Source organism: Buttiauxella warmboldiae, assembly GCF_003818135.1.
GTDB lineage: Bacteria > Pseudomonadota > Gammaproteobacteria > Enterobacterales > Enterobacteriaceae > Buttiauxella > Buttiauxella warmboldiae.
This window is the reverse complement of the sequence record NZ_RPOH01000034.1, coordinates 1-23037: the sequence shown is the minus strand read 5'-3', so window position 1 is coordinate 23037 and position 23037 is coordinate 1. Positions and strand designations below refer to the sequence as shown.

The window sequence follows — 23037 nt, the reverse complement described above, 5'->3', positions numbered from 1 at the left end:
TCTTTGTCAGCAACCTCAAGCGACCCTAACAGGTCGCTTTTGTCTATCCTTCTGCCCGCGCTGAATTACTCCGCGTCTGGCTCTTCAGATTTATGCTTCGCGGCAGTCTCTTTAATCAGGGCCTGCAATTCGCCACGCTGGTACATCTCAATAATGATGTCGCAGCCGCCAACCAGCTCACCATCCACCCACAACTGCGGGAAAGTCGGCCAGTTCGCGTATTTTGGCAGCTCGGCGCGGATATCCGGATTCTGTAAAATATCGACGTAGGCGAAACGCTCACCACAAGCGGAAAGCGCCTGCACAGCCTGGGCTGAGAAGCCACAGCTAGGCAGTTTTGGAGAGCCCTTCATATAAAGAAGAATAGGGTTCTCAGTAATTTGTTGTTGGATTTTTTCAATAGTGCTCATTGCTTGCTTCCTCAAACCAGGTCCTGGCATTAGCCTGCCATTGTAGCGATTGACGCCCTCTCCAGAAAACACCATTTTTTTCATGGTCTTTCCGGCATGCGCGATGGAGGGACAACATGTATCAAGAATAACACTTTTCCGGCGGCTGCAAATCAGCAAATGTCCCTCGTCCCGATCAATAAATAGCCCAACGCCCCCTGGTTTGGTTGATTTTTTTGCGCCCGGTAACGAAACCGCAAGACGAAGCGTAAAAGGCTATTAACTTTAATACGCTTAATAGATTAGAATCGGCGGGTTTCGCAAAATCATACGCGGGCGTGATGGTCTTCATCATGTCTTCATTTTAACCAGGGGATTGTCGAGTGGCGCGGATAACAAAAATTACAATCACGCTCTGTGCTCTGCTGTTTACCTTTCCGTATACGCCATTGGCGCAGGCATCTGAACATGCGCGTCCGGTGGCGGCGCAAAAAGCACACGCGGTGAAAAGTCCAGAAAAGAGCAGTAAGCGTAAAGATAAAACCGCTACCGCCAGCAAGAAAGTTAATACTTCATCCAAAACAGCCAGCAAGAAACAAGCAGCCAGTGCGGCAAAAAGTAAAACCGCTCACCAGACCCGCAGCACCAGAACAAAAAACCTTACCAAAAGCGACAGCAAAAAAACCTCCCGGCTCGCAAAAGCCCAGCCTGTTACCTTCACCGAAAAATGCAGTAAACCGCGTAAAGGCCATAAGGCGCAGTGCGTAAAAGTAAAATCAGGGCAGCCAACCACTATCGCCGCGGCGCATAAGGTGCGGGTGCAAAAAGCACAAAAAACGGCCATCAATAAATTGATGGGCCAGATTGGCAAACCGTATCGCTGGGGCGGCACTTCTCCGGCTACCGGCTTCGATTGTAGCGGTCTGGTGTATTACGCTTACAAGGATTTGGTTAAATTCCGTATTCCGCGTACCGCCAATGAGATGTATCACCTGCGTGACGCCTCTTCTGTCGAGCGTGGCGAGTTAGAGACCGGCGATCTGGTGTTCTTCCGCACCCAGGGCCGCGGTACGGCCGATCATGTCGGCGTATATGTCGGTAATGGCAAATTTATTCAGTCACCGCGCAGCGGCCAGGATATCCAGATTACTTCATTGAGTGAAAATTACTGGCAGCGCCACTATGTGGGTGCGAAACGCGTCATGACGCCAAAAACCATTCGTTAATCACCCGTTATTAAAATTTCGCCTGTCCGTAGCTGACGGGCGAGTTCCTCTTTTGCTTACCCTTTCAATTTGTTAACCTAAACCCGCATGAAAAGTAGTTGTTTAGATGTAAGCAAAATAATAAGGAGTTAAGCAATGTCGTTCGAACTACCTGCACTACCATATGCAAAAGATGCTTTAGCACCGCATATCTCTGCCGAAACCCTGGAATACCATTACGGCAAACACCATCAAACCTACGTCACTAACCTGAATAATCTGGTTAAAGGCACCGCGTTTGAAGGCAAAACCCTGGAAGAGATCGTGCGTACCTCCGAAGGCGGCGTATTTAACAACGCAGCACAGGTCTGGAACCACACTTTCTACTGGAACTGCCTGGCGCCAAACGCCGGTGGTGAGCCTACGGGCGAACTGCTGGAAGCCATCACCAGCACTTTTGGCAGCTTTGCGGAATTCAAGCAGCAGTTTACCGATGCCGCTATCAAGAACTTTGGTGCGGGCTGGACGTGGCTGGTTAAACAACAAGATGGCACGTTAGCGATTGTCTCAACCTCTAACGCCGGCACGCCGTTAACCAGCGCCACCGTTCCGTTACTGACCGTAGATGTGTGGGAACATGCGTACTACATCGACTACCGCAATGCTCGTCCTAATTATCTTGAGCATTTCTGGGCGCTGGTGAACTGGACTTTTGTTGCGCAGAATCTGGCAGCATAAATCCACAATATTAATGTGGCCGCTCTCGCGGCCCATTTTAATCAGTGCAGTACGGCTGTTAGCGCGCCAAAGACAATTAGCGCCAGAACAATAACCGTGGTGGTGATGGAAAACTTCAGATCGGTACTCATCAACAAACTCCTTTTATTACCTTACAATCGGCGTGTCGAAGTGATTTTCCCACAACCGCCGAGAAAAATCCTGCTGGTTTTCAACCGATATCGCTTTTCCCTCTTCCACTTTTCCCCCGGATAGGCCAAAATCCCTCGCTAATTTATTGCGTACCACCAATTCAGCACCCTCCTTCCGTTTTATGTCGCAATCCCGGCATACCCGCAACCTTAACGTTGCTTCAGGAGTCAGGGTACGCAAACGTTTAACAGATTGGTTATCAGGGGCTTACGATATAGCCCGGAGTGAAATTTAATGGCGACAATCAAGGACGTGGCGAAGCGCGCAAACGTTTCCACTACAACCGTATCACATGTGATTAACAAAACCCGTTTTGTGGCGGAAGAGACGCGCAATGCGGTGTGGGCGGCAATCAAAGAATTGCACTATTCACCTAGCGCCGTCGCACGCAGCCTGAAAGTTAATCACACCAAAACGATTGGTCTGTTAGCCACTTCCAGCGAAGCCCCCTATTTTGCCGAGATCATTGAAGCCGTCGAAAATAGCTGCTTTGAAAAAGGCTATACCCTGATTTTGGGTAATGCGCACAATAACTTTGAAAAACAACGTGCCTATTTATCCATGATGGCGCAAAAGCGCGTTGATGGCCTGCTGGTGATGTGTTCTGAATATCCGGAATCGTTGTTGACCGTGCTTGAAGAGTACCGCCATATCCCAATGGTGGTGATGGACTGGGGTGAAGCGCGTGCTGATTTCACCGACTCCGTGGTGGATAATGCCTTCCACGGCGGTTATCTGGCGGGGCGTTATTTGATTGAGCGCGGCCACCGCGAGATTGGTGCCATTCCGGGACAGATGGAGCGTAATACCGGCGGCGGTCGCCATGCTGGCTTTATGAAAGCGCTGGAAGAGGCGGGGATCCCCATTCCTGAAAACTGGATCGTGCAAGGTGATTTTGAGCCGGAATCGGGCTATCGCGCCATGCAGCAGATCCTCAACCAGCCTCACCGCCCTACTGCTGTCTTCTGTGGCGGCGATATTATGGCGATGGGGGCTATTTGCGCCGCTGATGAAATGGGCTTGCGTGTGCCGCAGGATGTTTCGATTATCGGTTACGACAACGTGCGTAACGCGCGTTTCTTCTCTCCGGCACTGACCACCATCCACCAGCCGAAAGATTCACTGGGTGAAACGGCGTTCAATATGCTGCTGGACAGAATCGTCAACAAACGCGAAGAGTCCCAGTCAATTGAAGTGCATCCGCGCCTGATTGAACGCCGCTCGGTGGCAGACGGCCCATTCCGCGATTATCGTCGCTAAAATCGCGCGGGGAGCCTGATCTACGCAGGCTCCTGCAGCCACTCCTGATTCATCGTCTCGCTGTCGCCCAAATAATCCAGCAGCCAGGCCAGCGCCGGCGACGCGTCATTTTGCCGCCACGTCAGGCAGCATGCGGCATCCGGGAAGGGATTATCGAGCGTTAATTCACGCCACTGCCCTGAAGCCAGCCACGGCTTTGCAAGATGCAGGGGCACCATACCGATGCACAACCCCGCGCTAAGGCAATCTGAACCTGATTGCCAGTCCGGCACTACCACGCGCCGCTGGTTATCCAGCAGCCAGGTAATGCGTTTCGGCAGCGAGCGTGAGGTATCTTCCAGAACTAACGACGGCCAGGCCCGCAGATCGTCATCGCTGAGCGTTCCCCCCTGTTGTGCCAACGGATGGTCCGCTGAGACCACGCAACGCCAGCTCAGCGTCCCCATATCGCGGAACGCATAACGCCCCCCAACCGGAATCGCCTGCGTGGCGCCAATGGCCACTTCAACTCGCCCGTCGGCCAGCGCGTCCCATACTCCGTTAAAGACCTCCTGGAAGATTCGCAGTTCGATATCCGGGAAATGACGATAAAAATCGAGTACCAGCTGCCTTGTGCGCTCAGGTTTCACGATGTTATCAACCGCAATCGCCAGATGCCCGCGCCATCCATTTGCGATCTGTTGGCACTGCTGCCGTGTCGTCATCATTTTTTTGATAACAGAGCGGCCTTCCTTCAGAAAAAAGAGGCCCGCGGGGGTTAGTTCAACGTCTCGATGGCGGCGTTCAAACAGCGGAACCGCCAGCCACTCTTCCAGTTGCCGCACCGTATAGCTGATGGCCGAAGGGACGCGGTGCAGCTCCTGTGCCGCACCGCTGAAGCTACCATTGCGCGCCACCGCGTCAATCACTTCCAGCGAATATTCAGACCACATTTCTCTGCCCGCAAAATTTTTGAATGCAATAGACAAATATTAGCGTTTCACAAGCGTAATTGCACTCCGTACACTCTCGCGGCAATCAACCTGCAAGATAAAACAAGAGAAAATTATGCAACCATCAAAAGGGTTTCTTATCTGGCTGGCTGGATTAAGCGTGCTGGGCTTCCTCGCCACAGACATGTATCTGCCCGCTTTCGCTGCCATTGAGCAAGATTTACAGACCGACGCCTCCGCCGTCAGCGCAAGCCTCAGCCTGTTCCTTGCCGGGTTTGCGCTTGCGCAGTTAATCTGGGGCCCGCTGTCAGACCATTTCGGGCGTAAACCCGTCTTAATGGCAGGCTTGAGTCTGTTCGCTGTCGGCTGTATTGGCATGCTGTGGGTGGAAAGCGCCAGCGCGCTGCTGGTGCTGCGTTTTGTGCAGGCCGTTGGCGTTTGTTCTGCGGCGGTAAGCTGGCAGGCGCTGGTGACAGATTATTACCCGGCGAATCGCACAAATCGCATTTTTGCCACCATTATGCCGCTGGTTGGCTTGTCTCCGGCACTGGCTCCGCTGTTGGGCAGCTGGATTTTAACCCACTTTAACTGGCAGGCGATTTTCGCAACGCTCTTTGCCATCACGCTGGTATTGATGATCCCGACGTTGCGCCTGAAACCGCGCACGCAGCATTACCCACAAACGGCAGACAACAAAGTCAGCTTTATGTCGTTACTGCGCTCTCGCGTTTACAACGGTAACGTTCTGATTTATGCCGCCTGTTCCGCCAGCTTCTTTGCCTGGCTGACCGGCTCGCCATTTATTCTCAATAGTATGGGCTATAGCCCGGCGGCCATTGGTCTGAGCTACGTGCCGCAGACCATCGCTTTCCTGATTGGTGGTTATGGCTGCCGTAGCGCATTGCAAAAGTGGCAAGGCAAGCAGATGCTGCCGTGGTTGCTGGCACTCTACACCCTGAGCGTGTTCGGCACCTGGGCGGTCGCCGTAAGCGGCCACGCCAGCCTGACCCTGCTGTTGATTCCGTTCTGCGTGATGGCGATTGCTAACGGCGCGATTTATCCCATTGTCGTCGCGGCGGCGCTACAGCCCTTCCCACATGCAACAGGTAAGGCGGCAGCGTTACAAAATACCTTACAGTTAGGCCTGTGCTTCCTGGCAAGCTTAATGGTGTCCTGGCTGATTGTTACGCCATTGTTGACCACCACCAGCGTGATGCTGGTAACGATTGCGCTGGCGATACTGGGCTACTTATTGCAGCGCGGTAAGCGTGCCGAAGCCTGGCAAGCCAGCGAATCGGACGCACATTAATGGCCGAATAGTTTGATAATGATTTAATTAGCTTACTAACAATATGCGGTTGAATCAGCCATTAAGCAGGCCTATACTCATTGGCGGCTCAACGATCAACACCATAATAATGACATTAAAACGGGAGCCTTTCGGCTCCCGTTTTAGCTTGATGACGAAGAGGGAAATAACGTGTTTTTCCTTCCTGATGGTTAGATGCCATAGGTTCGTTTTGCGAAAAACATGAACTTTGTCATCCGGCTGATTTCGGCTCTGGTTTTTATTGATGGGCAGCAAGCCCCTTTCTCTGTTCTACGTCGGATATCAGGCACGCGGAATTTTCCGTGACATTTCTCACATACCGAAAACAGCGTCTACGCTGTTTTAAGGTTCCTCACACAAAGGTGATGGAGAAGCTATGAGTTCATCGTGTATAGAAGAAGTCAGCATAAGAAATAACCCGTGGTATCGAATAGTCAACGAAATGCTCGCCCGGGCAGGGGTGGAAATTAATGGCCCGCGCCCTTTCGATCTTCAGGTTAAGCACCCCGACTTTTTTAAGCGTGTTCTGCAGCAGGGCTCCCTGGGGCTGGGGGAAAGTTACATGGACGGCTGGTGGGAGTGCGAACGGCTGGATATTTTTTTCCATACGGCCATTCGCGCCGGGCTTGAACGGCAACTTCCCCGCCATTTAAAAGACACCCTACGGCTGGCCGCCGCCCGTCTTATTAACCTGCAATCCAAAAAACGCGCCTGGATGGTAGGCAAAGAGCATTACGATCTCGGCAATGACTTATTTAGCCGCATGCTTGATGAGCATATGCAGTACTCCTGTGGCTACTGGAAAACTGCGACCACGCTCGGTGAGGCGCAAAACGCCAAGCTGAAAATGATCTGCGACAAGCTTCATCTGCAGCCGGGAATGACGCTGCTCGATATAGGCTGTGGCTGGGGCGGCCTTGCGCAATATGCGGCAAAACATTACGGCGTAGCCGTGTATGGCGTCACTATTTCTGCCGAACAACAAAAAATGGCGCAGCAGCGCTGTGCCGGGCTTAACGTGAATATTGCGCTGCAGGATTATCGCGAACTGGACAGGCAGTTCGACCGTATCGTTTCTGTCGGCATGTTTGAACATGTCGGGCCAAAAAATTATGCCACCTATTTCAATGTCGTTGACCGCAATCTGAAACCGGAGGGCATTTTCCTGCTGCACACCATCGGCTCCAATAAAACCGATAATGGCGTCGACCCATGGATAGACAAGTACATTTTCCCGAACGGTTGTCTGCCCTCAGTGCGCCAGATTGCCCAGGCCTGCGAAGGGCGCTTTGTCATGGAGGACTGGCATAACTTTGGCGCCGACTACGACAAAACGTTAATGGCCTGGCATCAGCGCTTCAACCGCTACTGGCCGGAAATTGCCGATAACTATTCAGAACGATTCAAACGGATGTTCAACTATTATCTCAATGCCTGTGCCGGAGCCTTCCGCGCCCGCGATATCCAGCTATGGCAAATTGTCTTCACCCGCGGCATCGAAAACGGTTTACGCGTCCCGCATTAATTTTGCCCCGGCTCAGCCGGGGTAGTCTTCTCCTGCTCCCCCGTAGCATTTCCTTAACAACTTGTGAATCTCCTCACGTTTCTGACTCTCCGCTGTTCACGAGTTTGATCCCGTTAACACTTATCGGTTTCTTCATTGGAAACCGGTTTCCGTCGTGTTTCATAATTAGCCTACATCTCAAAAACGCTAACAAGGATTACCGCCATGAGCATGTACCAAAAAATGGTCAATGTGATTGAGCAAAAAGTCACGCCAATGGCGGGAGCGATGGGCTCTCAACGCCACGTTATCGCCATTCGTGACGGTTTTATCTCCGCCCTGCCGTTTATGATTATTGGTTCTTTCTTGCTGGTGTTTATTTTTCCGCCGTTCGCGCCTGACAGCAGCTGGGGCTTCGCCCGCTCGTGGTTAAATTTCTCACAGGCTTACCGCGAACAATTGATGCTGCCGTTTAACCTCAGCATGGGGGTGATGACCTTCTTTATCTCCGTGGGCATTGGCGCAAGCCTCGGCAAGCACTATAAGCTTGACCCGATTATGACCGGCCTGCTGGCCTTTATGGCCTTTTTACTGGTTGCCGCCCCTTACAAAGACGGGCAAATTTCAACCCAGTACTTTTCCGGCCAGGGTATCTTTACCGCGCTGATCGCCGCCATTTATGCCAGCGAGATGTATGCCCTGCTCAAGCGCCACAATATCACTATCCGTTTGCCCAAAGAGGTGCCAACCGGCGTGGCGCGCTCTTTTGAAATCCTGATCCCGGTAGTGGTGATTGTTGCCACGCTGCACCCGCTGAATCTGTTGATTGAGTCCACCACCGGGATGATTATTCCGCAGGCGATAATGCACCTGCTGGCTCCTCTGGTTTCGGCCTCTGACTCCCTGCCCGCAATTTTGATTTCAGTGTTTATCTGCCAGATCCTGTGGTTTGCCGGGATCCACGGCGCGTTAATTGTCACCGGCATTATGAATCCGTTCTGGATGGCAAACCTCTCCGCCAACCAGACGGCTCTGGCCGCAGGCAATGTTCTGCCCCATATCTACCTGCAGGGTTTCTGGGATCACTATCTGTTAATTGGCGGCGTTGGCTCCACGCTGCCGCTGGCCTTCCTGCTGCTGCGTAGCCGCGCCATCCACCTGCGTACCATCGGTAAAATGGGCGTGGTGCCAAGCTTCTTTAATATCAACGAACCCATTCTGTTCGGCACCCCCATCATCATGAACCCGATGTTTTTCTTGCCCTTCACCCTGGTGCCGATGATTAACGCCACGCTTGCTTATATCGCAACAAAATTAGGCTGGGTGGCCCAGGTTGTTTCACTCACGCCGTGGACGACGCCTGCGCCAATTGGTGCCTCCTGGGCGGCAAACTGGGCGGTAAGTCCCGTAATCATGTGTCTGATTTGTATGGTCATGTCGGCTGTGATGTATTACCCATTCCTGAAAGCCTATGAACGCACCCTGCTTAAACAGGATGAACAGCCTGATACGCAGGAAAAAGACAGCCCGATGGCCGCGCACTAACTTTTACTTTTAAAGCCTGTCTGAACGACAGGATCGTCACTTGAGGAAGAATAATGAAATACCAGTTTCCTGATAATTTTTGGTGGGGCAGCGCCAGTTCAGCACCACAAACCGAAGGTGAAACGCTCTCTTTTGGTAAATCGGCCACTATCTGGGATCAATGGTTTAAGGAACAGCCGACCCGCTTCCACAACGGCGTTGGCCCGGCGGACACCTCTACTTTCTATCAACACTGGAAGCAGGATATCGCCCTGCTAAAAGAGCTGAATCATAACACCTTCCGCACCTCAATTTCCTGGGCGCGATTGATTCCACAAGGCCGTGGTGCAGTTAATCAGGAGGCGGTGGCTTTCTACAATCAGGTGATTGATGAACTGCTGGCGCAGGGGATTAAGCCGTTTATCAACCTGTTCCACTTTGATATGCCGATGGTGATGCAGCAACAGGGCGGCTGGGAAAATCGTGACGTTGTCACGGCTTATGCGGAGTTTGCCAGCGTCTGCTTCGAACTGTTTGGCGACCGCGTGAAACACTGGTTCACCTTCAACGAGCCGGTTGTACCGGTCGAAGGCGGCTATCTGTATGATTTCCACTATCCGAACGTGGTGGATTTCAGGCGCGCAGCCACCGTGGCTTACCATACGATGATTGCTCACTCTCTGGCGGTAAAAGCTTACCACCAGCGTAACGACGGCGGCGAAATCGGTATTATCCTCAACCTCACCCCGTCTTACCCGCGCTCGCAAAACCCTGCGGATGTGAAAGCGGCAAATATTGCTGACCTGATGTTTAACCGCAGCTTCCTCGACCCTGCTCTGCGTGGCGAATATCCGCAAGAACTGGTCGCACTACTTAAAGAGCATGGTCAACTGCCGGTATGTCAGGATGGCGACAAAGCGCTGCTGGCAGCAGGCGTCGTCGATTTACTGGGTATTAATTACTACCAGCCGCGTCGCATCAAATGCCGCGACTCGCTGGTCAATCCTGATAGCCCGTTTATGCCGGAGTGGTTCTTCGAAGCTTACGACATGCCGGGGCGCCAGATGAACCCATACCGCGGCTGGGAAATTTACGCGCAAGGGATCTATGATATTCTCACCAACCTGCGTGAGAACTACGACAACCCAAATTGCTATATCTCTGAGAACGGCATGGGGGTTGAAAATGAGCAGCGTTTCGAGGAAAACGGTCAGATTCAGGATGATTACCGCATTGATTTCGTACGCGACCACCTGAAATGGCTGCATAAAGGGATTAGCGAAGGCAGCAACTGCCTCGGTTATCATATGTGGACGTTTATTGATAACTGGTCGTGGTGTAACGCCTACAAAAACCGCTATGGTTTTGTCTCGCTGAACCTTGAAACCCAGCAGCGCACAATCAAGAAAAGCGGCGAGTGGTACAGAGCCACTGCCGCAGAAAATGGCTTTAACGATCGGACGTAATCTCAGCATACGGGCCACCAGGCCCGTTTCTGGCTGGGAAGCAGGAAACAAACCATGTCGAATATTAATGATGTAGCACGCCTGGCGCAGGTTTCTAAAGCCACAGTTTCGCGCGTATTGAGTGGTAGCCGGGGCGTAAAAGAGGAGAGCCGCCAGGCGGTGCTGAGGGCGGCAGAAATCCTCAATTACAAGCCAAATGCTATCGCGCAGTCCCTGAGTTCTCAGTCAACTCATTGCATTGGCGTTATCTGTGCAACCGAGCATATCCAGCAGTCCACCGGTTACCTGCAGGCGCTGGAAAAGCAGCTTAATCAGCACCATAAACATCTGCTGTTACGTTTCGCCAGCGACCACGATAGCGTGGCGCAGGCCGCGCAGGAGCTTTCCAATGGATTATGTGATGCGTTAGTGGTGGTGGGAGCGCGCTTCCCGCTGCCGGAGCTTGACGATGAGATCATGTTGATTGATTGCCTGAGCGGTTCCCACGCGCTGAGCATTCAGTGCGATCACGTTTTCGCAGCAGAAACCGCCGTGCACTATCTCTGTAACCAGCAGCGGCGGCACATTGCTTTGCTGAACTTCGCCAGCGGGGAAGCGGCCGCGCTCACGCTCGAGGGTTACCATCAGGCGCTTCATAATCACGTGGTGCCTTTTAACCGCCAGCTGGTGATTGAGAACGAATCATCGGTGCGTATCGCTCTGCAACGCCTGATCAATCGGGGCGTGAAGTTTTCTGCACTGCTGGTCACCGATGATAGCCAGGCCCAGGAGGCGATAATGATGCTTAATCAATACCAGCTCAGCGTGCCGGAACAGGTGATGGTTTTTAGCCTGGACGGTTCAACCAGAATGCCCGGAGCGAACGCTATTCCAGCCATTCAATATCCGCTGGAAAGCATGGCCCGCCGGGCGGTGGAGTTACTGCTTGGGGAAAGACAGACCAGTGATTTGGTGCGCGGCAGTTTATTAATCGCCTGATGTGCTGACAGTGTTGCGGCGGGTCATTTTTATTTCCCGCCCTGTTCTTTATTTTTTCGCCAATAGTGATGTCATTGTTTCTGCACGCTGCGCCAGCACGCGTTCGACGGTATCAACAATCGCCTGCGTTTGCGGGTCGATCTCAATATTAATGCGGTTGCCGGGCTTCTTACTGCCAAGCGTGGTGCGTTCAAGCGTTTCGGGAATGAGATGCACGCAAAAACGCGAAGCGGTAACCTCGCCCACCGTCAGGCTAATACCATCAATGCCGATATAGCCTTTATGCAGGATATATTTCATCAGCTCTTTGTCGTGTATTTTAAACCAGATCTGGCGGTTATTTTCTGAGGTCAGAATTTTCGCCACTTCCGCGGTGGTCATAATATGACCGGACATCAGATGCCCGCCGATTTCATCATTAAATTTCGCCGCGCGTTCGACGTTAACGCTATCGCCCACCGCTAATTCACCGAGATTGGTAATACGCAGCGTCTCTTTCATTAAATCAAAGCTGACGTGGTTGCCATTGATTTGGGTGACGGTCAGGCAACAGCCGTTGTGCGCCACCGACGCCCCTGTTTCAAGGCCAGGTAACATCTCATCCGGCATCTCAATGACGTGGGTACGGAAATTAGGCTTTTCGTCAATGGCAACCAGAGTCGCCGTGCCCTGCACAATACCTGTAAACATCGTCAAACTCCTGGTAATTATTCGACCGCTGATAATTTATTATGACGCACTTTAACAGCTGGAAAAAAAGCTTGCCAGCTATCCACGCTACCCCACCATTATTTGGCTGGCGTATTCGATTTGTGCCGCTACAATAGTCAGGCTAATTCCCCTGCAATTCCTTTTTTCTGCCATTTCCGGCGGTTTTGTTCTGTTTCTAATAACTAAAATAATCAGGTGTTCAAATGCAGAAGTACATAGTTGAAGCCCGCCAGCTACTCGCACTGGCGATACCCGTGATCCTCGCGCAGATCGCACAAACCTCAATGGGGTTTGTCGATACCGTGATGGCCGGGGGCTACAGCGCAACCGATATGGCCGCTGTGGCAATCGGCACCTCCATCTGGCTACCCGCCATTCTCTTTGGCCATGGCCTGCTAATGGCGCTGACGCCGACCGTCGCACAGCTTAACGGCTCAGGACGCCGTGAGCGCATCGCTCACCAGATTCGCCAGGGTTTCTGGCTGGCGGGCGTAGTCTCGGCGCTGATCATGGTGGTTTTATGGAACGCGGGCTACATCATTCACGCAATGAAAAATATCGATCCGCGGCTGGCCGATAAAGCCGTGGGCTATTTGCGCGCATTGCTGTGGGGCGTCCCCGGTTATCTGTTCTTCCAGGTGGCTCGTAACCAGTGTGAGGGACTGGCAAAAACCAAACCCGGCATGGTAATGGGCTTTATCGGCCTGCTGGTTAACATTCCGGTCAACTACATCTTTATTTACGGCCATTTAGGCATGCCGGAACTTGGCGGCGTGGGGTGTGGTGTGGCTACCGCGGCAGTATATTGGGTAATGTTCTTCTGCATGATTTCTTATGTGAAGAAAGCCCGCTCTATGCACGATTTGAAGCTGGCAAAAGGCTTTATCAAACCCGACTGGAAAGTAATATACCGCTTAACCCAGCTCGGGCTGCCGATTGCGCTGGCACTGTTCTTTGAGGTGACGCTGTTTGCGGTCGTAGCGCTGCTGGTGGCACCGTTAGGGATTGTTAATGTGGCAGGTCACCAGATTGCGCTGAACTTCAGCTCGCTGATGTTTGTATTGCCGATGTCGCTTTCTGCGGCGGTGACGATTCGCGTAGGCTTCCGGCTGGGCCAGGGCTCGACGCTTGATGCTCAAACGGCAGCCTGGACGGGTATCGGCGTCGGGATAGGTATGGCGATGCTCACCGCGATTTTCACGGTGGTGATGCGCGAACATATCGCATTACTCTATAACAGTAACCCTGAAGTGGTGGCGCTGGCGGCACACCTGATGCTGCTGGCGGCAGTTTACCAGCTTTCCGATTCCGTGCAGGTTATCGGCAGCGGCGTACTGCGTGGTTATAAAGATACGCGCTCGATTTTCTTTATTACGTTTATCGCCTACTGGATGCTCGGTTTGCCAGGCGGCTATATTCTCGCCCTGACCGATTGGGTCGTGGCACCGATGGGCCCGGCTGGCTTCTGGATCGGATTTATCATCGGCCTGACCTCTGCGGCGATTATGATGATGCTGCGGATGCGCTGGTTACAGCGCCAGCCTTCGATCGCAATTTTGCAGCGCGCGGCGCGCTAAATGTCGATCGCCGCCGTTTTGGCGGCGATTTTTACAGCGAGTTGCGCAGATGCTCAGCAAACAGGTGAAATATGAAAGAAATTTGCTGTTTTTCGCTTGCAAGGCTCGGGGGCTGCCGCTAATATTCGTCCCCGTTGTCACACACAACCCGATGCGTTCATAGCTCAGTTGGTTAGAGCACCACCTTGACATGGTGGGGGTCGTTGGTTCGAGTCCAATTGAACGCACCATCTTCTTGTTTTACCGCAGTCAGCAGTACCGCAACAAACAGTGCGTCCGTAGCTCAGTTGGTTAGAGCACCACCTTGACATGGTGGGGGTCGGTGGTTCGAGTCCACTCGGACGCACCATAATGAAAAATCACTCCAGATTTCAACTTTTCCGTAACAATAAGTACACCCAAAAAAAGCGCTACCGGATTCAGTTAGTTAGCCGCCCCTTCCCCTGCTTATCTGCTGTAATAACACACCTTTCTGGCTGTTTTTATCCTTTTTCCGCTTACCTGAACGATGAACGATATGTGTTATTTTTGTTACATCCGATTCCATGTTCCTCCACCCTCTTCCGGGTAAAGCCACGTCAAAATGGTACATCAAATGGTACATTTTTTAGTACTGCTTCCACTAATTTTTCAGCACTGAAAGTTATCCTCCGTAAAGCGATTTTCTGCTTTTCCTGCCCTTTTACCGGCGATATTTCTTGCCGTTTAATCGCAGGAGGTGATCTGTGCAACTGACAGACATGACCATCAAAAACCTGACAGCAAAAAACAGGGATTATACGGTTTCAGATACCAATGGGCTTGCTCTCTATATATCCACCGCCGGCAGTAAACAATGGCATTTTCGTTTTTCTTTTAATGGCAAACGTTGTCGAATATCTCTTGGCTCGTATCCGGATTTATCACTGAAAGAAGCGCGCAACAAACGTGATGATGCACGTCAGCTAATGGCCTCGGGAACCGATCCCAGACTGGCGCGCAAACAAGAACGGGAACGGGCACAACGGACATTTCTTGTCGTGTGGGAAAGATGGGCTAATTTTCGCGGGCAACGTCTACGCGAAGGCCGGCAGACCTCGCAAACACAAATGAAGCGGATATTTGCAAAAGACGTACTTCCTTATATTGGCCATATGCCGATCGATACCATCACGCGCGCAGATATTCTGAAAATTCTTCGTCGTATTGAAAACCGGAAAGCCTGGGCGGTGGTCACTAAATGTCGTAGCTGGCTAAATCAGTTTTTCCGGTATGCCATCATTGAATGCGATCTCCCTGCCAACCCAGCGGCAGATTTGGCGGTCGTTGCTGCCCCTGTACCACCAGCACGTCATCATCCTTATCTGTTAATGACTGAGATCCCTGCTTTCCTGAGAAATCTCAACCGTAACAGGGCTCGTCTGCAGACCATTCTCGCCATTAAACTGTTATTGATGACGGGCGTAAGGACAGGTGAACTCAGACTGGCCACCCAATCCCAGTTCGATCTCGAAAAAGCTCTCTGGACGATCCCGGCAGAAAACGTCAAACAGTTACAAAGAAACCTGAGACAAAGAACCATTCCGCCCTACGTTGTTCCCCTTTCATGGCAGGCAGTGGAAATAATTAAAACGCTGGTGGGCATGTCTGCGGCCTCCCAATGCTATCTACTTGCACATAATAGTAACGCTCTCAAACAGATAAGTGAGAACACTATTAATAAAGCCGTTCAACGTGCAGGATATGAAGGAATGCTGACCGGCCATGGTATCAGGGGCACGCTTTCCACTGCATTAAATGAGCTTGGTTATCCTACAGAATGGATCGAGGCACAGTTATCTCATACAGACCCCAATGCCGTTCGAAGTGCCTACAATCACGCAAGATATATTGAACAACGCCGCAAAATGATGCAGGAATGGAGCGATCTGTTACAAAAGTTTGCCAATGAGGCAGGAACATTTTTAATTTAACTCACTATGGTAAATGGCCCTGATTTCATACCTGGTAAGTTCTAATGAAGTTTTTCCCCAGGGTTAATTACGCAGCCAGTTTTCCTGCTCCGGATTAGAGCAACAGGTTATTACAGGGGTAAAGCAATTTTGCCCGTGTGCAGTTTTACTCTTTGTTGAAATACACATTATTTGTCATTCCAACACCCTCAGGTCTATTTTTTAGTAAGGGGCAACAGCGCTGGTTGTGAGGGGGAGTCAGTCAGCAGGTATAATTTTCACCTCATGTTTTATAGATACTTTTTACATCATACATCATTGTTCATCGGGAATGAGGCTACATTCGGTATCATTCAGTCCGGTTGTTGGTGAGTATTGTTTGGCAATTGTTCATAGCACACAATTCGGGCTTGATAACCCTCAACATGTCCTGATATTTGGTCTGATTATTTAGTTTATTAATAATAAATATTTTTTTCATTATCATTCTACTTTCATGCCCCCTTGTAACAAGATCATCAAAACAAAATTGATGCACTAACCCCCCTGTTCCCGTCACAGCGGCTAACGCCGTTATCGGGATTTATTTAACAATAATGATACGTAACATTTTGGGCATAATCACCCTGCTGTCACTTTTATCACATCTTTGCATTGCTCAGATGCCTATCGTCACGTTTTATGTTACCCGTTTCACTATTAAATTTCAGGGATCCGATATGAATTAAAACTGAAAAAACATGCTGTGAGTGCTCCTATAGCATTCTGCATCAGTGTGCAAACGCACGGCGATAAATACAGGAGGCCGGAAATGGAAAGTGACAGACTCTTACGGCTGCATCAGGTGGAAAATAAAATTGGTCTGGGTAAATCCTGGATTTACCAGCAGATACGCCTGAAGCAGTTTCCTCCCTCAATCCGGATCAACAGCCGCCATGTCGCCTGGCTTGAAAGCGAGGTGGACGCCTGGATCCGCCATCGCGTCCGGATCAGCCGGGATAACTGAATACGCGCAGGGAATGATTATGAACACTTCATCAGAACTGGATATGATCAGGGTCACCCTGACCCAGATTTGCCCCTTCACACTCAATCCCCGGCAATCCCGGCACCCCGGTTATGACAATCTTAAAGCATCAATACGCACGCGCGGGCTGGAAAATCCGCCGGTCCTGACTCGCCGGCCCGGAGAGGAAAAATATATGCTTGCCTGCGGTGGCAATACCCGCCTTGCTATCGTGTTACCACGGCATAACGCCCGGGCCTGGGAAGTCGTGGCACAACTGGCAGAACGCATTACCGACAAAAATACACCGCGCCATATGCAGGGCCGCGATGCCTGGGTGATAGCACTGGAGCAGTACCTGAACGCGGAGAAATTCTACGATCCGATCCTCGACGGCCTGCATTCAGCGGTACGCTATGACAAAACCTATTTTGACAAGATTGTCGCCTCGTTATTGCCCCTGCTGGAGAAACTCACCACCGGCACGCTGGCTGCTCTGCTCGCCCCCGACTATCACGACCTGGATGACGCACGTCCCATTCTCGACTGGCAGCAGGCCATTCGTCAGAAGGCGATCGTTTATGTCGGACTGGATGCGCTGTCTGATGCCGTCGTTGCGGCAGCGGTGGGAAATTCGATGTTTGCCGACCTGGTCAGCGTCGCCGGGCATCTGTATAAATTTGGACTCAATGACGGTCTGCCATGCGGCAATGAAAATCCCTGACCGATAAACCTGCATTGCGATGAATTTAATGAATTAATGAGGCAGGAATTTATCCCGCTGGTCAACAAAGGCGGTGGTGCCGGCATCCAGGTGACCGCTTACACCCAGACGCTGAGCGATATTCAGGCCCGTATCGGCAGCGCTTCCAAAGCAGGCCAGGTGGTGGGAAACTTTAATAATCTGATCGTGCTGCGGGTGCGTGAAACCGCCACCGCCGAACTGTTAACGAAACAGCTGCCGCAGGTGGAAATACGCAGCCGCCAGGTGAGTTCCGGCGTGACGGATACTCCGGGCGGTATCAACAGCTTTACCAGCAATACCCGCGAACAGGTCGTCTGCCGCACCGTTCCGCTGCTGGAGACTTCGGCACTGATTCAACTGCCCAAAGGCCAGGCCTTCGCCCTGCTTGAAGGCGGACAGCTCTGGAAAATCCGCCTGCCGCTGCCCGTGCCTGATAAGCACTGCCCACTATTTGCTACTTCAACCGGGGCGGCACACCGCTGAGCTTCGATCCGCTGAATAAGCTGGACCGCGCCCAGAACGGCCACCTGTTGTTACTCGGCCCGACCGGTGCAGGAAAATCCGCGACGCTCAATGCCAGCATCGCCCAACTGATGGCTCTGCACCGCCCGCGCCTGTTTATTATTGAGGCCGGAAATTCATTTGGCCTGATGGCCGACTACGCCGCCGTCCATGGCCTGACGGTGAATAAAATCAGCCTGCGCCCCGGCTCTGGCATCACTCTGCCCCTGTTTGCCGATGCATGGCGACTGGTCGAACAGGCTATTACCGATGCCGAGCCACCGGATGAAGAAGAAAGCGACGGTGACGACCAGCGCGATGTGCTGGGTGAGATGGAAATCACCGCCCGGCTGATGATCACCGGTGGCGAAGCAAAAGAAGATGCACGCCTGACCCGTCCGGATCGGGCAATGATCCGTCAGGCCATCCTTGCGGCAGCTCATCATTGTTATCAGGCAAAACGCCAGACGCTGACTCAGGATATCCGCGATGCGCTGTTTACACTCTCCCGTGACGCCAGCCTGCCGGAGACCCGCCGCCAGCGGGCGTATGAGATGGCAGAATCCATCAACCTGTTCTGCGCCGGGTTTGAAGGCGAGCTGTTTAACCGCGAAGGACAGATGTGGCCGGAAGTGGATATCACGCTGGTCGATCTTGCCACCTTCGCCCGCGAAGGTTATGAGGCACAGCTTGCCATCAGCTACATCTCGCTGATTAACCATATCAACAACCTCGGAGAACGCGACCAGCATCTGGCACGCCCTGTCGTCAATATCACCGACGAGGCGCATATCATTACCGTCAATCCTCTTCTGGCGCGCTTTCTTACCAAGGGGTCGAAAATGTGGCGCAAACTCGGCATCTGGCTGTGGCTGGCTACCCAGAACCTGGCCGATTTTCCTGATGACGCAAAAAAGCTGCTGAATATGATTGAATGGTGGGAGCTGCTGGTGATGCCGCCGGAAGAGATCGATCAGGTGTGCCGGTTTAAGGCGTTGACCGAAGAGCAGCGGCTGCTGTTGCGTTCGCCGGTGAAATCACCGGGACAGTACACCGAAGGCGTGGTGCTTTCTCCGCGTGTTGAAGCGCTGTTCCGCGTGGTGCCCCCCTGCCCTGTATCTGGCACTGGGTATGACCGAGAAACATGAAAAGGCCGAGCGGATGAGGATGATGTAGGAGACGGGGTGCAGCGAAGTGGAAGCGGCGATAAAAGTAGCGGAGGCGCAATGGGTTCGCCGCTGATTATTCATACTATGGGTTATTCATGCATCATTGACACCCAATTCAGCTTCCAGAATGTGTCTTTGCTCATCCGATAATTTGTTTATCTTCAACGCAATATCAATGATTGGCGAGGACAATTTTCTGATGTCAGATGCAACATATGATTCGCTATATTGTCCCGCTAATGATGTTAAAACCTGCGAAAGCACAACCTGCCGCTGCACCTCTGATAGATGTCTGAAGAGCGTAGACAAGAGTGATAAGTCGTCTTCAACGGTGTCGCGCTTAACATACATATCCTCCTGCTCGCCGAGGAACCACGCAGCACTGATCCCTGTTACGCGCGTAATCTTCAGTAACTGATCAATACTAGCTGAGGAGTTACCCTTCAGATAATTTCTTATCGCCGCTTCAGACAACCCCGTTTTACGCGCAAGGGAACTCTTGGTTTCACCAAGTGATTTCATGGCGATTCCCAGCCTTTTGCCAAATATCGCTGAACCACTGTCTTCAGAGGACTGTATTTCTTCGTTGATCATAACCCACCAGCACCAAATAACCCTTTGATTTTTAAAATGCAAAGGCGGAAATACATTAAAAATCGAAAAATATTGCGAAATTTAGCTTTACTTTCGAAAAATAATGCGATAAATTTTTGTATAAATTGCAGACAACCACTTCCTGCAAACTGACCCCTGAGCTTCGCATAATTCAGGCAGAACTGCCACGTATTCGCTCGCCCTGAAAATGCTTATCCTCACAAAAAATCAAATTAAACAACAGATTACCAGGTCTTTCCCCTGTTCTTTTAAATAAGGTAACCGGAATGACTAAACAAGACTGGCACCCCGCCGACATCATTGCCGCGCTGCACAAGCGCGGTACCAGCCTGGCAAAACTTTCACGGGAAGCGGGACTCGCCTCCTCAACGCTGGCCAATGCCCTGATACGCCCATGGCCCAGAGGTGAGTGGCTGATTGCCGTCGCACTGGATGTGCATCCTTCAACGATCTGGCCTGGCCGTTATTCCGATCCTGCACGGCCACGAAAACTGAGAAAGCCACTTTATTCGCCTGTACCGGCGCAACCTGCGTTGTCTCCTGCTGGGAAGTAAAACGCTGTATATCAATCCATTAAAAAGAGGTTTCTGATTTTTTAACATGCACTAAGGGGAGTTGTTTATGCATACCATTATCCGCGATGTATCGCTGCAACCCGCTGTCACACGCCCTCACACAGGAGGCCGCCATGTTCCTCGTCTCCCTTGCTGAAGGTTTTATCCACCTGTTCCAGGCCGCCGGCAAAATCTTTCTCGATATGATGAGCGGCATCATCCCGATGCTGATCTGTCTGCTGCTGGCCATCAATTTCCTGATGAAGCTTATCGGTCATACCCGCATGGAGCGCGTGGCGGCGCTGTTTGGCCGCTCGCGTATTCTCACCTACGGCCTGCTGCCGGTGCTCGGCTGGTTCTTTATGAGCAGCCCCGGCGCGCTCACCCTCGGCAAGCTGTTGCCGGAAAAGAGCAAGCCCGGTTATGAAGATGCGTTAGGGACCACCGCCCATCCGCTTACCAGCCTGTTTCCCCATGTGGTGCCGTCAGAGCTGTTTGTCTGGCTCGGCGTGGCGGCAGGGCTGAAAGCCCTCAATCTTCCTGTCACCGAACTGGCGCTGCGCTATATCGCCGCCGCGGTGGTTATCGGCCTTATCCGCGGCGTGGTGACGGAGTACCTGTTCCTGCGCCTGAGTAAAAGCCCACCGGACGGGAGGGCCGCCTTATGATTTATCTGGCCACCATTGATCGCGTTGGGCCATTCGTTGCTGACGGCCTGGCGGAGAATATGCTGATCACCTTTCTGCACAGCGGCCCGCCTGACTGCCTGGCGTACGCCGTTTCACTCTCGCCCCTGCAGGCAGACTCTCACGCCACCATAGCCCCCGGCGATAAGCTACAAATCGGCACGCATGATTATCTGATCCATGCCGTGGGCGAAGGGGCACAGCAGGCGCTGTTTGAGCTCGGTCACCTGACGCTGATATTTGACGGCGCAGCCACGCCACGGCACCGGGGCGCCCTTCACCTTATCGGGCCGACGCCCTCCCCGGAGGCGCTGACCGGGGATTTTGCCATTTCGGAGGCCGCATTATGAGCTACGTTCACGTTCAGCCAGGCCCGCAGGGCTATGGCAAAGGGTTTTACCTGCCGGTTTCCGGGAGCAAAAAGATCCTGTCGCTGACGGGGCGGGAAATTCACCCCGTCGCCGCCGCGCTGGCACGCCTTGCCGGGGTGGAGGTGGTCAACGGTTTTACCGCCGTACCGCCGGATGAGGAGCTGCTGTGCGTGGTGATCAACTGCGGTGGCTCCCTGCGCTGCGGCCTGTATCCGCAGAAAGGCATTCTCACCGTTAACGTGATGCCCACCGGGGCTTCCGGCCCGCTGGCGCAGTATATCACTGAGGATAACTATGTCTCCGATGTGCATGTGGAGCAGCTTTCCCGGGTGGACAGGCCGGAGACGCAGCCGGAAGCCACCCCCGCCCCGGCAGCACCGGCAATCCCTGTCGGTGCCCCCTCCGTCACTGCCACTCACTCGCTGGTGCGCAGCGTGGAAAAAGTCGGGACGGCCACCGGGCAGGCGATCGGCCTGCTGTTTGCCGCCAGCCGCGAGGCGGTGGAGGTCTCCATCCGTAACGTTATTCCCTTTATGGCGTTTGTTTCGGTGCTGATTGCCATTGTGCAGGAGACCGCACTTGGCAGCCTGATCGCCCATGCGCTCACGCCGCTGGCGAATTCCGTCTGGGGGCTGTTACTGCTGTCGCTGATTTGCGGCATTCCGTTTTTGTCCCCCCTTCTCGGCCCCGGTGCGGCAATTTCACAGGTGATTGGCGTGATGATTGGCACCCAGATTGGCGCGGGCGCAATCTCCCCCGCCTTTGCCCTGCCCGCGCTGTTCGCCATCAACGTGCAGGTAGGCTGTGATTTCGTGCCGGTGGGGCTGTCGATGCAGGAGGCGAAACCGGAAACCATCGCAAAAGGGGTGCCTGCGTTTCTGCTGTCGCGGCAGATGACCGGGCCGCTGGCGGTAATGATCGGCTGGGCATTTTCTCTCGGTCTGTTTTAAAGGTGCTGATGATGAATAAAATCAAAACGGCTGTTGTGGGAACCGGCATATACGGCCGTCACCACATTAATGCTTACCTGAATAATCCAGATGTAGAGTTGGTTGCCGTCTGCGATTCTGATGCAGAACGCTGCGGGCAGGCGGCAGAAGAATTTAAACGACCGGGTTATACCCGCCTGCACGCATTACTCGATGAAGAAGAGGTGGATGTGATTTCCATCGCCACCTCCGATCCGTACCACAAAGACCCCGCTTTACAGGCTATCTCAAAGGGAAAGCATGTGCTGATTGAGAAGCCGCTGGCGACAACGGTGGCTGACTGTCTGGAGATTATCAATGCGGCAGAGCGACACGGCGTCACCGTCGGCGTGGATTTTCACAAGCGCTGGGACCCGGCGGTCATTCGGGTGCGCATGGAAACGCAGCTTCCGGCAACCGGCCGCATCATCCGGGGCTATATCAGCATGGATGATGTGATTGCCGTCCCCACCACGTGGCTTGGCTGGTCGGCACAGAGTTCGCCGGTGTGGTTTCTGGGCTCGCACTGCTTTGACCTGGTGCGCTATCTCAGCGGGCAGGAGGTGAAATCGGTCTACGCCGTCGGACAGAAGCGCCTGCTGGCCACCCGGGGTATCGACACCCGGGACAGCGTGCAGAGCACCCTGCTGATGGAAGACGGCAGTTCATGGGTGGTGGAAAACGG

At 52.7% G+C, this 23037-nt stretch carries 21 protein-coding genes, 2 tRNA genes and 2 pseudogenes; 20 read left to right on the top strand and 5 right to left on the bottom strand.

The genetic code is table 11. The features are described 5' to 3' along the window. Window positions 1-65 precede the first annotated feature (65 nt). Complete coding sequence (locus tag EHN07_RS09830; RefSeq protein ID WP_124023971.1) at window positions 66-410, bottom strand: Grx4 family monothiol glutaredoxin; 345 nt, start codon at window positions 408-410, stop codon at window positions 66-68. 362 nt (window positions 411-772) lie between these two features. Between EHN07_RS09830 and EHN07_RS09825 the strand changes: the two genes are divergently transcribed. Both EHN07_RS09825 and sodB read left to right on the top strand, forming a co-directional pair. After that, window positions 773-1615 carry a C40 family peptidase gene (locus EHN07_RS09825; protein ID WP_124023970.1) on the top strand — a complete coding sequence of 281 codons (843 nt, stop codon included), beginning with the start codon at window positions 773-775 and terminating at the stop codon, window positions 1613-1615. A 135-nt stretch (window positions 1616-1750) separates the two neighbouring features. Beyond that, window positions 1751-2332 carry a superoxide dismutase [Fe] gene (gene sodB / locus EHN07_RS09820; RefSeq protein ID WP_124023969.1) on the top strand — a complete coding sequence of 194 codons (582 nt, stop codon included), beginning with the start codon at window positions 1751-1753 and terminating at the stop codon, window positions 2330-2332. Between the two features lie 41 nt (window positions 2333-2373). Here the strand turns inward: sodB and cydH are convergent, their stop codons facing one another. Continuing rightward, window positions 2374-2463 carry a cytochrome bd-I oxidase subunit CydH gene (gene cydH / locus EHN07_RS09815; protein WP_115628380.1) on the bottom strand — a complete coding sequence of 30 codons (90 nt, stop codon included), beginning with the start codon at window positions 2461-2463 and terminating at the stop codon, window positions 2374-2376. 295 nt (window positions 2464-2758) lie between these two features. Between cydH and purR the strand changes: the two genes are divergently transcribed. Further along, window positions 2759-3784 (top strand): HTH-type transcriptional repressor PurR, encoded by a 1026-nt coding sequence (purR, locus tag EHN07_RS09810; protein ID WP_124023968.1) that lies wholly within the window; start codon window positions 2759-2761, stop codon window positions 3782-3784. Window positions 3785-3804: 20 nt separating this feature from the next. On the opposite strand, the gene punR is transcribed toward purR, so the two are convergent. Next, window positions 3805-4716, bottom strand: coding sequence for a DNA-binding transcriptional activator PunR (punR, locus tag EHN07_RS09805; protein ID WP_124023967.1), 912 nt, complete (start codon window positions 4714-4716; stop codon window positions 3805-3807). Window positions 4717-4831: 115 nt separating this feature from the next. Between punR and punC the strand changes: the two genes are divergently transcribed. The 5 genes from punC to EHN07_RS09780 all read left to right on the top strand — a co-directional run bounded on the left by punC (window position 4832) and on the right by EHN07_RS09780 (window position 11518). Continuing rightward, window positions 4832-6025 (top strand): purine nucleoside transporter PunC, encoded by a 1194-nt coding sequence (gene punC, locus EHN07_RS09800; protein ID WP_124023966.1) that lies wholly within the window; start codon window positions 4832-4834, stop codon window positions 6023-6025. Window positions 6026-6422: 397 nt separating this feature from the next. Next, window positions 6423-7571, top strand: coding sequence for a cyclopropane fatty acyl phospholipid synthase (cfa, locus tag EHN07_RS09795; RefSeq protein ID WP_124023965.1), 1149 nt, complete (start codon window positions 6423-6425; stop codon window positions 7569-7571). Between the two features lie 204 nt (window positions 7572-7775). Beyond that, window positions 7776-9095, top strand: coding sequence for a PTS sugar transporter subunit IIC (locus EHN07_RS09790; protein ID WP_124023964.1), 1320 nt, complete (start codon window positions 7776-7778; stop codon window positions 9093-9095). Window positions 9096-9148: 53 nt separating this feature from the next. Then, a complete protein-coding gene (locus EHN07_RS09785) occupies window positions 9149-10540 on the top strand; it encodes a glycoside hydrolase family 1 protein (protein ID WP_124023963.1) in 1392 nt (463 codons plus the stop codon). Window positions 10541-10594: 54 nt separating this feature from the next. After that, window positions 10595-11518 (top strand): LacI family DNA-binding transcriptional regulator, encoded by a 924-nt coding sequence (locus tag EHN07_RS09780; RefSeq protein WP_124023962.1) that lies wholly within the window; start codon window positions 10595-10597, stop codon window positions 11516-11518. 48 nt (window positions 11519-11566) lie between these two features. On the opposite strand, the gene EHN07_RS09775 is transcribed toward EHN07_RS09780, so the two are convergent. Then, a complete protein-coding gene (locus EHN07_RS09775) occupies window positions 11567-12208 on the bottom strand; it encodes a riboflavin synthase subunit alpha (protein WP_124023961.1) in 642 nt (213 codons plus the stop codon). A gap of 224 nt (window positions 12209-12432) precedes the next feature. Between EHN07_RS09775 and mdtK the strand changes: the two genes are divergently transcribed. From mdtK to EHN07_RS09740, 7 genes and pseudogenes are all read left to right on the top strand, one after another. Then, a complete protein-coding gene (gene mdtK, locus EHN07_RS09770) occupies window positions 12433-13806 on the top strand; it encodes an MdtK family multidrug efflux MATE transporter (RefSeq protein ID WP_124023960.1) in 1374 nt (457 codons plus the stop codon). Between the two features lie 153 nt (window positions 13807-13959). Beyond that, a tRNA-Val gene (locus tag EHN07_RS09765) sits at window positions 13960-14036 on the top strand. Between the two features lie 42 nt (window positions 14037-14078). Beyond that, window positions 14079-14155 (top strand) — tRNA-Val (locus EHN07_RS09760). A gap of 376 nt (window positions 14156-14531) precedes the next feature. Then, window positions 14532-15758 (top strand): tyrosine-type recombinase/integrase, encoded by a 1227-nt coding sequence (locus EHN07_RS09755; protein WP_124023959.1) that lies wholly within the window; start codon window positions 14532-14534, stop codon window positions 15756-15758. A 790-nt stretch (window positions 15759-16548) separates the two neighbouring features. Continuing rightward, a complete protein-coding gene (locus EHN07_RS09750; protein WP_124023958.1) occupies window positions 16549-16743 on the top strand; it encodes a helix-turn-helix transcriptional regulator in 195 nt (64 codons plus the stop codon). 229 nt (window positions 16744-16972) lie between these two features. Then, window positions 16973-17971: pseudogene (gene traD / locus EHN07_RS20515) on the top strand (conjugative transfer system coupling protein TraD); the annotation flags it as partial. After that, a pseudogene (locus tag EHN07_RS09740) lies at window positions 17932-19165 on the top strand (conjugative transfer ATPase); the annotation flags it as partial. The pseudogenes traD and EHN07_RS09740, both read left to right, overlap by 40 nt. 86 nt (window positions 19166-19251) lie before the next feature. Here the strand turns inward: EHN07_RS09740 and EHN07_RS09735 are convergent. Beyond that, window positions 19252-19752, bottom strand: coding sequence for a helix-turn-helix domain-containing protein (locus EHN07_RS09735; RefSeq protein ID WP_124023957.1), 501 nt, complete (start codon window positions 19750-19752; stop codon window positions 19252-19254). Between the two features lie 287 nt (window positions 19753-20039). Between EHN07_RS09735 and EHN07_RS09730 the strand changes: the two genes are divergently transcribed. The 5 genes from EHN07_RS09730 to EHN07_RS09710 all read left to right on the top strand — a co-directional run. After that, entirely contained in the window at window positions 20040-20327 is a 288-nt protein-coding gene (locus tag EHN07_RS09730; protein WP_124023956.1) for a helix-turn-helix domain-containing protein, read from the top strand. A 134-nt stretch (window positions 20328-20461) separates the two neighbouring features. Beyond that, window positions 20462-20995 (top strand): PTS glucitol/sorbitol transporter subunit IIC, encoded by a 534-nt coding sequence (srlA, locus tag EHN07_RS09725; RefSeq protein ID WP_124023955.1) that lies wholly within the window; start codon window positions 20462-20464, stop codon window positions 20993-20995. Further along, a complete protein-coding gene (locus tag EHN07_RS09720) occupies window positions 20992-21363 on the top strand; it encodes a PTS glucitol/sorbitol transporter subunit IIA (protein ID WP_124023954.1) in 372 nt (123 codons plus the stop codon). Before srlA ends, EHN07_RS09720 begins: the two co-directional genes overlap by 4 nt. After that, the gene (gene srlE, locus EHN07_RS09715; RefSeq protein ID WP_124023953.1) at window positions 21360-22334 is read left to right on the top strand and encodes a PTS glucitol/sorbitol transporter subunit IIB; all 975 of its coding nucleotides are present in this window, start codon (window positions 21360-21362) and stop codon (window positions 22332-22334) included. Before EHN07_RS09720 ends, srlE begins: the two co-directional genes overlap by 4 nt. An 11-nt stretch (window positions 22335-22345) precedes the next feature. Then, window positions 22346-23037, top strand: a 692-nt coding sequence (locus EHN07_RS09710) for a Gfo/Idh/MocA family protein (RefSeq protein ID WP_148085467.1), incomplete at its 3' end; no start/stop codon positions are given.

Excerpts from the sequence above, each read along its gene's own strand:
- mdtK (WP_124023960.1), top strand. The coding sequence starts at position 12,433 with ATGCAGAAGTACATAGTTGAAGCCCGCCAGCTACTCGCACTGGCGATA.
- EHN07_RS09830 (WP_124023971.1), bottom strand. The coding sequence starts at position 410 with ATGAGCACTATTGAAAAAATCCAACAACAAATTACTGAGAACCCTATT.
- EHN07_RS09730 (WP_124023956.1), top strand. The coding sequence starts at position 20,040 with ATGACTAAACAAGACTGGCACCCCGCCGACATCATTGCCGCGCTGCAC.
- srlE (WP_124023953.1), top strand. The coding sequence starts at position 21,360 with ATGAGCTACGTTCACGTTCAGCCAGGCCCGCAGGGCTATGGCAAAGGG.
- EHN07_RS09775 (WP_124023961.1), bottom strand. The coding sequence starts at position 12,208 with ATGTTTACAGGTATTGTGCAGGGCACGGCGACTCTGGTTGCCATTGAC.
- EHN07_RS09720 (WP_124023954.1), top strand. The coding sequence starts at position 20,992 with ATGATTTATCTGGCCACCATTGATCGCGTTGGGCCATTCGTTGCTGAC.
- punC (WP_124023966.1), top strand. The coding sequence starts at position 4,832 with ATGCAACCATCAAAAGGGTTTCTTATCTGGCTGGCTGGATTAAGCGTG.
- srlA (WP_124023955.1), top strand. The coding sequence starts at position 20,462 with ATGTTCCTCGTCTCCCTTGCTGAAGGTTTTATCCACCTGTTCCAGGCC.
- EHN07_RS09790 (WP_124023964.1), top strand. The coding sequence starts at position 7,776 with ATGAGCATGTACCAAAAAATGGTCAATGTGATTGAGCAAAAAGTCACG.
- sodB (WP_124023969.1), top strand. The coding sequence starts at position 1,751 with ATGTCGTTCGAACTACCTGCACTACCATATGCAAAAGATGCTTTAGCA.
- purR (WP_124023968.1), top strand. The coding sequence starts at position 2,759 with ATGGCGACAATCAAGGACGTGGCGAAGCGCGCAAACGTTTCCACTACA.
- EHN07_RS09750 (WP_124023958.1), top strand. The coding sequence starts at position 16,549 with ATGGAAAGTGACAGACTCTTACGGCTGCATCAGGTGGAAAATAAAATT.
- cfa (WP_124023965.1), top strand. The coding sequence starts at position 6,423 with ATGAGTTCATCGTGTATAGAAGAAGTCAGCATAAGAAATAACCCGTGG.
- EHN07_RS09785 (WP_124023963.1), top strand. The coding sequence starts at position 9,149 with ATGAAATACCAGTTTCCTGATAATTTTTGGTGGGGCAGCGCCAGTTCA.
- punR (WP_124023967.1), bottom strand. The coding sequence starts at position 4,716 with ATGTGGTCTGAATATTCGCTGGAAGTGATTGACGCGGTGGCGCGCAAT.
- EHN07_RS09735 (WP_124023957.1), bottom strand. The coding sequence starts at position 19,752 with ATGATCAACGAAGAAATACAGTCCTCTGAAGACAGTGGTTCAGCGATA.
- EHN07_RS09780 (WP_124023962.1), top strand. The coding sequence starts at position 10,595 with ATGTCGAATATTAATGATGTAGCACGCCTGGCGCAGGTTTCTAAAGCC.
- cydH (WP_115628380.1), bottom strand. The coding sequence starts at position 2,463 with ATGAGTACCGATCTGAAGTTTTCCATCACCACCACGGTTATTGTTCTG.